Origin of the sequence: Ditibartonella apihabitans (genome assembly GCF_002007485.1) — a bacterium.
Taxonomy (GTDB): Bacteria; Pseudomonadota; Alphaproteobacteria; order Rhizobiales; family Rhizobiaceae; genus Bartonella; species Bartonella apihabitans.
Genome location: NZ_CP015820.1, coordinates 2,139,972 through 2,152,578, shown reverse-complemented (window position 1 = coordinate 2,152,578; position 12,607 = coordinate 2,139,972). Strand labels below are relative to the sequence as shown.

9 protein-coding genes and 1 tRNA gene are annotated in these 12,607 nt (G+C 45.8%); 3 read left to right on the top strand and 7 right to left on the bottom strand.

Annotated features, from left to right (window positions below):
- Positions 1-36: 36 nt before the first annotated feature.
- Both BBC0178_RS09530 and BBC0178_RS09525 read left to right on the top strand, forming a co-directional pair.
- Positions 37-112: transfer RNA gene (locus tag BBC0178_RS09530), tRNA-Met, on the top strand.
- Between the two features lie 632 nt (positions 113-744).
- Positions 745-1,017 carry a hypothetical protein gene (locus tag BBC0178_RS09525; protein WP_078040002.1) on the top strand — a complete coding sequence of 91 codons (273 nt, stop codon included), beginning with the start codon at positions 745-747 and terminating at the stop codon, positions 1,015-1,017.
- 338 nt (positions 1,018-1,355) lie between these two features.
- Here the strand turns inward: BBC0178_RS09525 and BBC0178_RS11895 are convergent, their stop codons facing one another.
- Both BBC0178_RS11895 and BBC0178_RS09520 read right to left on the bottom strand, forming a co-directional pair.
- Complete coding sequence (locus BBC0178_RS11895; protein ID WP_188317727.1) at positions 1,356-1,496, bottom strand: hypothetical protein; 141 nt, start codon at positions 1,494-1,496, stop codon at positions 1,356-1,358.
- Positions 1,497-1,982: 486 nt separating this feature from the next.
- The gene (locus BBC0178_RS09520; RefSeq protein WP_078040001.1) at positions 1,983-4,727 is read right to left on the bottom strand and encodes an autotransporter outer membrane beta-barrel domain-containing protein; all 2,745 of its coding nucleotides are present in this window, start codon (positions 4,725-4,727) and stop codon (positions 1,983-1,985) included.
- A gap of 861 nt (positions 4,728-5,588) precedes the next feature.
- Here BBC0178_RS09520 and BBC0178_RS09510 point away from each other — a divergent pair.
- A complete protein-coding gene (locus BBC0178_RS09510) occupies positions 5,589-6,101 on the top strand; it encodes a ClbS/DfsB family four-helix bundle protein (RefSeq protein ID WP_078039999.1) in 513 nt (170 codons plus the stop codon).
- Positions 6,102-6,251: 150 nt separating this feature from the next.
- Here the strand turns inward: BBC0178_RS09510 and cydX are convergent, their stop codons facing one another.
- Genes cydX through cydD form a run of 5 tightly spaced genes read right to left on the bottom strand, consistent with a single transcriptional unit; the run spans position 6,252 to position 12,555 of the window.
- On the bottom strand, positions 6,252-6,377 hold the full coding sequence (gene cydX / locus BBC0178_RS09505; RefSeq protein WP_078039998.1) for a cytochrome bd-I oxidase subunit CydX: 126 nt from the start codon (positions 6,375-6,377) through the stop codon (positions 6,252-6,254).
- A 24-nt stretch (positions 6,378-6,401) separates the two neighbouring features.
- Positions 6,402-7,553 carry a cytochrome d ubiquinol oxidase subunit II gene (gene cydB / locus BBC0178_RS09500; RefSeq protein ID WP_078039997.1) on the bottom strand — a complete coding sequence of 384 codons (1,152 nt, stop codon included), beginning with the start codon at positions 7,551-7,553 and terminating at the stop codon, positions 6,402-6,404.
- A gap of 12 nt (positions 7,554-7,565) precedes the next feature.
- Positions 7,566-9,140 carry a cytochrome ubiquinol oxidase subunit I gene (locus tag BBC0178_RS09495; RefSeq protein WP_078039996.1) on the bottom strand — a complete coding sequence of 525 codons (1,575 nt, stop codon included), beginning with the start codon at positions 9,138-9,140 and terminating at the stop codon, positions 7,566-7,568.
- An 11-nt stretch (positions 9,141-9,151) separates the two neighbouring features.
- Positions 9,152-10,861, bottom strand: coding sequence for an amino acid ABC transporter ATP-binding/permease protein (locus tag BBC0178_RS09490; RefSeq protein WP_078039995.1), 1,710 nt, complete (start codon positions 10,859-10,861; stop codon positions 9,152-9,154).
- On the bottom strand, positions 10,858-12,555 hold the full coding sequence (cydD, locus tag BBC0178_RS09485; RefSeq protein WP_149867479.1) for a thiol reductant ABC exporter subunit CydD: 1,698 nt from the start codon (positions 12,553-12,555) through the stop codon (positions 10,858-10,860). Before cydD ends, BBC0178_RS09490 begins: the two co-directional genes overlap by 4 nt.
- Positions 12,556-12,607: the final 52 nt, after the last annotated feature.

Sequence of the window (12,607 nt, the reverse complement as noted above, 5' to 3'; positions counted from 1 at the left end):
GCTCCCCTCGCGCTTCTCGTAAAAACTCTTCCTTAGTGCGGGGTGGGGAGCCCGGTAGCTCGTCAGGCCCATAACCGGAAGGCCGCAAGTTCAAATCCTGCCCCCGCAGCCAATCACCCCCACGACTTCTTCCTTCTCCTGCTTTCGCCGGATTCTCACCTTTCAATATCCTCATTATATAAGTGTTGTCCCGTTACCCGTCCGCGGCTCCGCTTCTCCGTTTGCCTTCAAATGCTCGTCGCTTGGCCTGTGTCTGATGCGAAGCGGGAATAAGGACTTATATAACGCTATGGCCCGAATATCGTTATGTAAAAACCGAAATCTAACTTCGGGAAAACAAGCTTCGTCACTTTCTATCGAAACGCACGTCAAAAATATCCTGCTAAAATGCCCCTCTTGGTGATATCTCCGTGGTGGCTTACCTGCTTAAAAACTGGCTTCAAATACCCCTGTTGACGATTGGCCGGCCATCTATCGAGACACCCCCTTGCTGCTTGATAAGTGGAGATCTTGGGCGTGTGTGATCGCTAACAGCTTTGAAACTGTTCATCTACTCTTCAAGAGAAAGCCCCTTTGTGTGCTATTTGTCGTTTTGCCAGCAGCAAAAATTGATCTGTCCTTCAGGATTGGCAAACACGGTTTTAGGCGTCATAAAAATAGAATAGGCAATATCTCATTGCCCGGAGGCTTCGCTTAACTCGTTCCGTAAAGTCTCAGTGCCAGAAAGGATCGGTAACGGACGAAATGAGATCTCCCGTCGCATTGAATATCGCCGGCATGGCTATGATGATAGAACCGATATTCGCTGAACTGCGAATGGTCGAGATAGTTTTGTTGGCGCAACTTTTGATGATCTTGATGAGGCAACCAAATTGGCATGGGCTGCTTTTCCGATCTATCCTGAGACCGGTTTTGAGCAACGCGCAGCTTTTTTGGGAAAAGATTGCCGAACTGATTGCCAATACCGGTGATAAACTGATCGTTGACTACAATAAGTTTGATGTTTTTTCGCAATAGGACGTGCGTACTATCTGCAATCTTTCCTGCAATCAGGTTCTTGCGCTGGTTACTTCATTTATTTGAAGTTTCCGATGAGATTTAAGGCGCAATTACCACCAATATTTTGGCCAGTTTTTACCCGCCCCGATGTTGTTCACAACGAATGCGATAGCAACAGGAACGACAGAGCCAAGGAGAACAGGTGTGAATAGAAATGACTATATCCGGGATTAACCAGCCCATTATATTCCGCGCCATCCATAGGAGTTTATGAAGGATGCTATATCTACTCTTCCGCGTATAATTCCCTGTAACGTGGCTTTCGGGCAATGAGGAACAACTTCTGTATAAACTCGTCAATCGAGTTCAAAAATGCCAAAAACAGTTATATTACCATAAGCACCGCGATTACGTTTACCTTTTTGCCGCCGTGGACAGAACAGACTTTTATCAATTTCGACAACGCCGAACATTGGTCGCTCTGACTTTACTGGCAAGCAAATATTCCTTGATGCAGACCATGATAAAAACGGTCAACGGTATTACGATTAAGCCCTGTCAACTCTGCTGTTTGAAGGGCTGTTAAATCGACCGGAAAAAAGCGGACAAGATCGCGAATTCTCTGCTCTTAAATGTGACTACGGATACAATAACTGTTCTTAATATCTTGCCATAGGCTTAGCACAAAATTTTGTCACTAAACTAGGCAAGCCCCATTTATCATTTTCCGCTTAGGCTGTGTCATCATTTTTATAAAGGCCGGACGATACCGGCTTCTATTACGACCGGCCGACAAAGTAGATCGTTTTAAAACTCGTCGGGAGATGAGCAATCTGACAAAAACAGCGCCGAACTGTGAAAAGCCGCTTTTATCGGCAATACATCCCACAACATGAGACAAAACCACATATCAAAACTGACGTTTGCCGCGTTTTGAACAAGGCAATGACAAATGTAAAAGCTATATATCGGCCTGCTCGTGATCAGAACTGGTATTTAATCTTGAGGCCGCCGCCGCCACCTTGGCGTTTGCCGATATAACCTTGCCCGCTAATGTCAACACTTAACGCTTCTATAGTGCTTATCGGTTTCATCGAAACACCTGCCTCGAATATGCCGGAATCTCCCTCAAGTGAAGGTTTATCCAGTTTTAATTGATAAGCATGTGCGTCAATTGTACCTTCGAATTCATGATCGTAGGCAACACCAACAAAAGGTTTGAACTGCTGGTTATAAGCCATCGTGTAGCGCGTGCCAATGCGAATGCGCGAACTGTCAGCGTCGTCGAACCTGAGCTTGTCGACACCGATGTTAACGGTTTCGCTGTCAATCTTGGTCCATAGATAACGGGCATAAACATCAACCGAATTGCGTTCGTCAAAATTCATGACATAACCGACACCGCCATGCAGACCATAGTAGTCGGCACCGCTATCATATTTGCTGCTGCCACCGGTAATTCCCAAAATATCATTGGTATCAAAATCGGTATCTATGTGGCCAGCCCGGAATGACGCTTCGGCATAAAGGCCATCTGCTTGTCCGGCATCGAGCTTGTCAACCAGACCAAGGCCGGTACCGGCAAAATCAATTCGCCCCAAAATACCGCCACCTGTATAATGGGTATCGCCATCACCATGAACAGAGGCATAGGTTGCAAAACTGTTATAGGTGTCGTAAGTCCCACGGCCATACTCAAAAAATGCCCCGAGTGTCACAGCGTGTTTATTGGCAATTTCAAACCCGCTAGCCAGACCGACAGCCATATTGAAGCCGTCTACATCGGCATGGCTACCCGTCTTGTAACGGTTGGAACTGCCGTCAATGACAAAAAATGGCATCAAATTCATATTCCAAGCCTTGTCAGCACCTTCAAGAACCGCAGCTTTTGCCGAGCGTATGCCCGAATTGGCAATAAGGTCTGCAGCCTGGTTCAAAAATCCGAGGGAAGCCACACGCCCTTCGGAAAAAGCTTTGGATCGCGGATTGATCCGTCCGGCCAGTTCATCACCGGAATTGTCTCCGCCATTATCGCTCGTATCTGTCACATTGACAGCCGTCAGAACATAGCCATCATTTTCCTGTTGCAATTTCATGTCATAAATAATGAAGTTGCCTTGGTGAACTTCCAAGCTGGAAACATCGGGCCCATTTTTGGACTTGTCGATCAATGTTATTTTGTCGTTAACATGCAACCGGTTACCGTCATTTAGCAATGAAACTGTATGGCTGGTTTTTGCCAGATCAACAGGATTTGTACCTGTAATATGGATAAGTGTATCATTGTTCACAATATCTTTCGGCAAAACCCAATTGTAGTTTTCAAAATTATAGATGCCTGCCATGCTTCCGCGAAATTCATTCAGATTTAGCGTATTGCCGGTAAAAACATCATTCGATGAAGCAGCCGCGTCATAGCCGCCATACACCGAACCGGAAATTCCGACGCTTTTTCCCATCAACGTCACAATGTTTTTCGTTGCCGAACTACCAGAAGATATGCCACCGAAAACATCTCCGGTAATTGTCGCATCCTCAATAGCAACACTATTTGCTGTCGCTCCACCATTTTGGCTTTGACCGCCTATGACGCTTTGTGCACTACTTTTGGCCGATACTGTCACCTTGTTTTCTGTTGCATCACCAAGTGAAGCCAACCCGCCTGTTACGTTTTTTTCGGCAATATTGACACCCGTCAAAAAAACTTTGTTAAAAGATGCGTCTCCAACGGATTTGCTTGATCCGCCAAAAATACTATCTTTGACAGTGCTTTGTGTTATTGTCACCACATTATTCAACGCCGCACCGTTGGCCATACCGCCATAAATGCTGCCGCCGACCGTTGCGCCCGTGATAGTGACCCTATTACCATCATCTTCATTTGTGCCACCAGCAGTGCCAACGCCGCTACTAATTTGACCACCGTATACCTCGCCGGTAACTTCGGTGTTTTCTTCAATGGTAACACTATTGCCCTTGGCTGATGTTGCTGTTTCCAAAGAATCGCCCGATTGGTACAGGTACCCACCAATAACTTGGCCTACTTTAGTTTTTATAGGCCCTTTACTTGCTATATTAACATGGTTTCCCCACGCATTGCCATCCGCTGTAGCAAATCCCCCGTAAATCATACTATTTTCAATATTTGCACTATGAATGATAACGTTGTTGTTATTGGTATCACCATATCCCGAGGAAAAACCGCCATAAATTTTTGTCGTCGAAGAAAACTTACCGGACTCTATAACAATACGATTGCCATTTGCGGTTCCGTACTCGGCTAAGCCGCCGAAAAAATTACCTGATAAGGTAGTGTCCTTTACATAGACATAATTATTATTGGTATTTCCTATTTCGCCTTCTATACGCCCACCGTAAACATGGTTTTGAATTTTACCGCCATCCAAAATAACTTTATTATTGCTGGCTTCGCCAACACTATTTAAGCCACCTATAACGTTATAAGGAGGAACATAGTGAGTTTCATCAGTTTCATCAAACGATAAATTACTATTATTTGATACGGAAATAGTGTTATTTGATGACGAAGCTGCAGGATAAATAGATTTATTAGTTCTATCTGGATCGAGATGAAGTTTAGTGGCAGCATCTTCCAAAGTACCATTGTAAAGAATATCCTCTGCATAGGCACTTGCCGAAGTTGATAAGGATAAACAAAGCATCAACGTGAAAGTCGAAACTTTCACCGTCACATATTTATTTATCATATTTCATTTTCTCCTAAACCGCATTCGCAAATCTATTGCAGGTGGCTTTTTCTCAAATTGAATGAATCAACTCCTGTAAAACATAAAAATCAATTTCATTCAAGAGTGCGCGCAATTATAAAATGTAAAACCGCGTTAAAGCGTTTTTTGTTAAAACGGTTTAAAAAGGTCGATTACAAAGTTTTTCTTGCGAATAAGTTGTCTTTTTAACGATCACGTCTGTTATTTTGATTTTCAATCCATTTGACTGGTATGGCGGTAAGAAATGCAAGGAAGATTAAAGCTATTTTTGATGAGCTATTCAGCATTATTCTTTTCACTCTATTAAGCTGTTTTCGTTCTATTATACTTTATTGCGCTACAGTGTAGCTGTTCTAAAAACATGTTTTTTGAATTGCGCTTTTGCTCTTTTGCAGAAAATTTCGGTTTTCCTGCATATGATTGAAGCGTGCCAACGCGCCGTATAAGCGCACGAACGCGTTTAAAAAGGCCGAAAATACGCCAAAATAAAATCTGTTTATATCCCTTCCATGCCGACCACAATAGCTTTAGAACGCGCTCTTGATTGTGCAAGAAAATAGGTGATGAGGTTATTCTGTTTTATTTGCGATAGGCGATTGTTCCGCTAGCGCTATTTGACACCAAGAGCTATATCGCTCTCTATGCGTGCTTCATATTTTTTGAAAACCTGCACTCTATCTTACAAAATTTGTATTTTTTGTTTTTGTTTAAATAGTTGTTTGCCTATATGAAAAAAGAGCGTTGTAATCGCGCTTCTGACGTTGCTCGTAAAACCTATTCAAGGAATGTTATTGACCAAAAAAGCAGGTTCAATCTCTGAAAATAACAAACGAGGGAAAAGTGTCTATACCGCAAAATAAAGATGAATTGCTGAATGCAATCGAAACGACTTTTTCCAAACTTGCCGACGATTTGCGTAAAGTACCAGCAGATGTTTCCGGTTTACCGCTCATGGAGGGGCATTCAAAAGGCGAGCTTATGACTGTTTCAAATCTCGTTGCCTATCTTTTGGGGTGGAATAGGCTTGTCCTGAAATGGTTGGAAAGGGATGAAAAAGGAGAGCTCATCGATTTTCCTGAAACCGGCTTCAAGTGGAATGAACTTGGTGAACTCGCCCAAAAATTTTATTCCGATTATAAAAATGTTCCTTTTGTTGAGCTTGTTGATCGGCTTCGTCAGGCAAAAGAAAAAATTATTGGCGAAATTTCCAAACGAAGTAACCGGAAGCTTTACGAAAAAGAGTGGTGCGGAAAATGGACAATGGGGCGGATGATCCAATTGAATACCTCTTCACCCTATTCCAATGCGAGAAACCGCTTGCGGAAATGGTTGAAAAATCTCGACACCGAATAAAGATGATTTCAGAGTGCATAAATTGGAAGGCAAAGAGACCGGTTGGTGTGCCTTTTTAAAACGACAATTGCCGAAGAAAACGCTGCGAGAAAAATAAAATGCCGCGGAGAGCAGGAGCTTTCCGCGGCAATGATTTTATAGTTTAACAGGCTATTCGGATTTATTTTCGCCTGACTTTTGTTTGGCATTGTCTTCCATCAATTCATACCACATTGCATTCAATATTGCGAAAGCAGCAGCAAGCGGAAGGCCAAGTGCCCATGAAAAATACCACATGGAATTTCCTTTCAAGAATAGCAATCAATAGGATTGCTTGTTTCCTTCGATTGTTTTGACGCTGACTTTTCCCCAAAGGATTTTGTAAACCCAGCTTGTGTAGGCCAAGACTGTCGGAACAAAAATGATCGCGACAATCAGCATGACAAAGAGGGTGAAATGGCTTGAGGAAGAATCCCATACTGTAAGGCTCATCACCGGATCAATCGTTGAAGGCAGGATGAACGGGAACATTGCAACGCCAACGCTTGCGATAATGCCGGCAATGCCAAGTCCGTTAGCGATAATGGCAAGAACCGGTTTTCTCATGGCGAGACATGCGGCTGCCAATAGTGGTGCAACAAGTCCGATAATCGGAACAATCCACAAGATCGGTGTTTGATGGTAATTGTCAAGCCAACCAGAAGCGTTGGTTGCAACCTGTTTCATCAACGGGTTTGAAGGGCCGTTGGCAACCACACCACCGGTAATATGATAGCCGGTTGTTGCAACGTTCAACAAAAGCCCGCACAAACCATAAAGAATGGTTGTGAGAACACCCGTAATCATGCCGACTTTGCGTACACGGCTGAAAATCGGATCATCTGTTTTGACAGCAAGCCAGCTTGCCCCGTGGGTGAGCAGCATGACAATCGACAGAACCCCGCAAAGGATTGCAAACGGGTTCAACAGTCCGAAGAACGAACCGCGATAGAAAACCTGCATATCGGGCTTAATCTCGAAGGGAACACCTTCAAGTACATTGCCCATTGCAACGCCGAAAATCAGGCTCGGCACAAAGCCACCGACGAAAAGCAGCCAGTCCCAGGTTGACCGCCAGGTTTTGCTTTCGCGTTTGCTGCGGTATTTGAAGCCTACAGGGCGCAGAATAATGCCAACGAGCACAAGGAACATGGCAATATAAAAGCCCGAAAACGAAACAGCGTAAAGCTGTGGCCAAGCGGCAAAAATTGAACCGCCTGCCAAAATCAACCAAACCTGATTGCCTTCCCAAACCGGTCCGACCGTGTTGATGACAATGCGTCGTTCAAGATCGGTCTTGCCCACAAAGGGGAGCAACATACCGGTTCCCAGATCGAAACCGTCCATGACTGCAAAGCCGACAAGCACAATGCCAAGCAGCAGCCACCATATGATACGTAACACGTCATATGAAATCAAATCGTGCAAAATCATGATTTTTATCCTTTAAGATAATGCTGTGGCAGAGGCGTTGTTTTGAACCTCGCTGTGCTCGTTGAGAACGTCCGGACCTTTTCTGATATATTTCAGCATCAAGCGGACTTCGACAACAAGAAGCGCAGTATAGAGGGCAACAAAGCCGCAAATTGTCAGGAACACTGTCGTAACGCCGAGGTTTGAAACCGCAACGGCGGTCGGAAGAATTCCTTCGATAATCCATGGCTGACGTCCGATTTCGGCAACAACCCATCCACATTCAACAGAAATCCACGGAAGTGCGATGGCGCAAACAGCAAGTTTAAGCAACCAACGTCTGTTTTCCAAACGATGACGTGCCGACAGATAGAAGAATGTCGCCATAATCAGGATAAGTGCAAAACCACAGGCAACCATGATACGGAAAGCCCAGAAGATGACCGGAACTTCCGGAACAAGGTCCCATGCCGCTTTGCTGATCTGGTCGTCTGTTGCTGTACGCGGGTCATCGACATAGCGTTTCAACAAAAGTGCATAACCGAGTGAACGACCGTTATTTTCAAACTGGTCGATTGTTTCTTGCGGAACAGCTGCGCCTTTTGCCTGCTGGATTTTTTCGAGTGCATCATAAGCAAGGATACCTTGTCTGATTTCTTTTTCCGATTGGGCAACAAGATCATTAATGCCGGGGATCTGTTCGTCAAACGAACGTGTGCCGATAATGCCCATTACCCACGGAATGTGGATAGCAAAATGGGTTTCGCGGTTTTGAACATCGGGAAGACCGAACAGTGTGAAAGAAGCCGGAGCTTTTTCAGTATCCCACATGGCTTCGATTGCAGCGAGTTTCATTTTCTGGTGTTCACCGGAAAGGTAGCCGCTTTCATCCCCCAGAACAACGACGGAAAGTGAAGCAGCAAGACCGAATGATGCAGCAACTGTCATCGACCGTTTGGCAATTTCTTTATAGCGACCTCTCAGGAGATACCATGCTGAAACGCCAAGAACGAAAGCGGCAGCTGTTGTATAACCGGCTGAAACCGTGTGAACGAATTTGGCTTGCGCAACAGGGTTCAAAATAACCGAAGCGAAGTCGCCCAATTCCATACGCATGGTTTGCGGGTTGAAGGTCGAGGCGACCGGATTTTGCATCCAGCCATTGGCGACCAGAATCCACAAAGCCGAGAAGTTCGAGCCAAAGGCCACGCACCATGTGGCAATCAGGTGTTTAACCTTCGACATGCGGTCCCATCCGAAGAAGAACAGGCCGACAAAGGTTGCTTCCAAAAAGAAAGCCATCAAAGCTTCGATAGCCAAAGGTGCGCCAAAAATATCGCCGACATAGTGGCTATAATAGCTCCAGTTCATGCCGAACTGGAATTCCATAACCACGCCGGTTGCCACACCTAGAGCAAAATTTATACCAAATAGCAGTCCCCAGAACTTGGTCATGTCCCGCCAGATCGTTCGACCTGTCATGACATAAACGCTTTCCATAATGGCAAGCAGGATTGATAATCCTAGCGTTAGTGGGACAAACAGAAAATGGTAAAGCGCTGTCGCGGCGAATTGGAACCGTGATAGGCTGACAATGTCAATATCCATAATTCAAGTCCTTACATTGAGTGTTTGTCATAATTGTCCTCGCGTAAACTTTCTAAAACGCGTTGATAGTTCTCGCTCGAGCGCTCATAGTCGCCGGTGATGCGGGTGTGATCGAGTGTGATGATGCGGTCGCAACAGGTAGCTTCCCGTTTCAGGTGGGTGACAAGGAGCCAGCTTTTTTCACGCCCATAGTGCTTCATGCGCTCGAGAATATCGCGGGCGGTTCCGCCATCTATATTCTCTGTCGGCTCATCAAGTAGCCACAGGTCGCGCTTCTGCAGGAAAAGGCGTGCCAATGCGAAGCGACGTGCCTGACCGGTTGAAAGACCGGTCTGGTTTTCACCGATGCTGCTATAGAGGCCGTCTTTGAGATTATCGAGATAGTCGTGTAGTCCCGCACGCTCCATGGCCTCGACCATGTCTTTGTCTGAGGCGGTCACATTGGCAAGTTTCAGGTTCTCATGCAGAGTGTCATGAAATATATAGGTATTTTGTTCCAACAATGCTGCTTTTATCGCTGCAATTTTTCCCTCCACAATCATATCTTTTGTCATGAAGAGCGAAATAAGCGAACTTTTGCCGGCACCATTGGGGCCAACAAAGGCTATTTTTTCTCCCGAGCTGACGTTGAAATGAATATCGTTCAAAACTGCCGGCAATTGCGGCTCGTAGCTTGCCCGCTTGATGTCGGCTATCGCAACATAGCTACATGGTGGCAACTCTTCGCGGGGTTTGGCTGAATTGGCACTTTCACCTTCGACAAATGGCGAAAGTCTGCGTAACGCCAGTATATAGCGGCCGATCTCGCCACAGCCCTGATAAAGCGGTTTGACAAGATCATAAAGTGTCAGTGCGGCAAGTACACAAAGTACAGCAAGTGGCAAACTGATTGAACCATAGCGATAGAGCAGAACAGTTGAGAAAATAAGCCCGACAAAAATGAGCTTGTCGACAAAACCGCTTACTGCTTCAATGGCGAGCTGCCGTCTTTTCAAAGAAACATCACTTGTTGCAAGGCTGTCTTCCGTGTTCATAACATGGTTGGTGAAAGCCTGCTGGCAACCATTCATAACAAGGTCGGTCTGGCCGGAAAGAAGTGCGATTACACGCGTGCGCAGGCTTTCACGACGTATTGCAAGGGAGGCCGACCGTTTTTCGTCAAGTTTTATGGAAAGGCTGGAAAAAACTATAACAGTGGCAAAAATAACAAGTCCAAAGCCAAGCCCCATGCCTAAATGAACGGACGAAAGCACAGCTATAATTGTCAAAATTGCAACGAGTGCGACGATGGAAGGGACGACGAGTTTCAGATAAATGAGCTCGTAACTATCAATATCGCCGGTTAAACGGTGCAACAGCCTTGCCGGACGCATGGCAAGATCGCGCAAGGATTTTCTTTGTGCAATTGTTTTGAAGAGTTGCAGCCGCAAGCCTCTACTTTGCATGAATGTCGCATCATGATTGACGAGCCGTTCTGCGTAGCGCGCACCGGTTCTCAAAAGCGCAAAAAACCGTATGGCAGCCGAGGGCATAAAAACATCGAAAACACGTGTTGCCGCAATCGTTAAACCCGCTATTCCGGTTGCCGTGATAAACCAGCCGGATAGGCAAAGAAGGCCGATTGTCGAAAGTGCTGTGAGAATGGCAAAAAGAAGCCCCCACAGCATTTTTTTGCGGATAATTCTGTCGCGAGGCGAAATGAGAGCAAGGATTTTTTTCATCTTTCGCTCTCCTGACAGTTCACTTCCGGCGAAAGCTCGATCACCCTGTCCATGCGCTTGAAAAGTTCCGGGTCGTGGGTTGCAACAAGCAGGCTATTTCCTTCCGAAATTTTGACGAGTGCATCTATAACAATCTTTGCACTTTCAGGATCAAGGTGGGCGGTCGGCTCGTCGATAAGAAGGACATTCCGGTCTTTTTCCAGTGCCAGCCGCACCAAGGAAAGGCGGGCGGCTTCCCCACCCGAAACACCGGTTCCGCCTTCACCGAGGCGCTGGTATTTGCGCTCATTGGCGAAATCTTTCAAATTGGCAAGATCAAGATAATCGTCAATATGATCGAATTTCCTGTTAAACGTTATATTGGACAGAATTGACTGGTCGAACCAATAAGGCTTTGCCCCCATCCAGCCGATTTTGGCTCGAATTTCATCAATATTTGCGCCATTGACGGTCAAACCGTTGACTTTGATTGCCCCCTTGTCGGCCTCAATAAGACCGGCAATAAGCGCGAGCAGAACCGATTTTCCGGCGCCGCTTTTTCCTGTCAGCGCAACTTTTTCTTGTCCGCCAATTTTGAGCGAAAAGTTTTTGAAAACCGGCTTTTCGGGAATAAAGCCGAATGAGAGATTCTCAATTTCGATTGCATTACCATTCTTCGGGGAATCTATTTCCTTTGGCTTCGTGTCATATGATTGTTGAACAATTGGCGATTGGCGAACATCAGAAGATTGATGAACTATCGTCTCGCCTTTGCCGACAAGTTTTGTGAAATTTTCCATGGCAGCTTTACCTGCAACACGGTCGTGCCAGACGCTTGCAAGTTCGCGCAAAGGTTCAAAAAAACTCGGAGCAAGTAAAAGAATGAAGAGCCCTTCGGCAAGGCTGAGCTTGTTTCCCCAAAAGCCGATGGTAATGACACCTAAAAGATGAAAACCGATATAGACGGCCATCAAAGCGACACCGAGAGCCGAGAAAAGTTCGAGCACGGCCGACGACAAAAAAGCAATGCGTAGCACTTTCATTGTGCGTGTGATGAGGTCGTCGGATTGGCGAGCAAGGCGTTTCGCACTCCAGAAAGTGGCGTCAAGTATGCGCAATGTCTTTATGCCGCGCAAACGATCAAGCAGATAGCCGTTCATCTCGCCCATTTCCTGCCATTGCTCTTTTGCGGCTTTTTGGGCTTTGGCGCCGATTATGGCCCAAAAGAGCGGGATGATCGGTGCAGTTATAAAGAGCAGCAAACAGGCAAGCCATGAAAACGGCAGTATCAGGCAAAGGATGACAAGTGGAACGACAGCAGCGCGAAGCATCAGGGGGAAGTATTTCGCGTTCCATGAAACGAGCGTCTCGCCCTGATCGACAAGGATATTGGCTGCCTCGCCGCTTGGCATGCGTTTTTTACTTAAAGGAGAAAGAAAATTAAGGTGGGCTAATCCGCGTTTGCGCCACTCATTCAGGTTCTGACGGGAATTTTTAAAGAGGTCAAGTTCGCTATAATAACCGAGACAAGCTTTGATTGCTGCAAGTATAATAATGGAGAAACCGGCAATGATAATGGTTGATAAAGCCTCATCTGCTTTGGCAACAATCAGGCTTAATAAAGCAGCTTCGGCAATCCAGAAGAGTGGCAAAAGACTGAATATGATTTGTGATAGGGTAAGCCTTGGCTGGAGACCGGCTCTTTCATTTTCCATATCAATTTGACCCGTTTTCACAGTCAAAACATATAAGGTCGTTGCGGCCGAA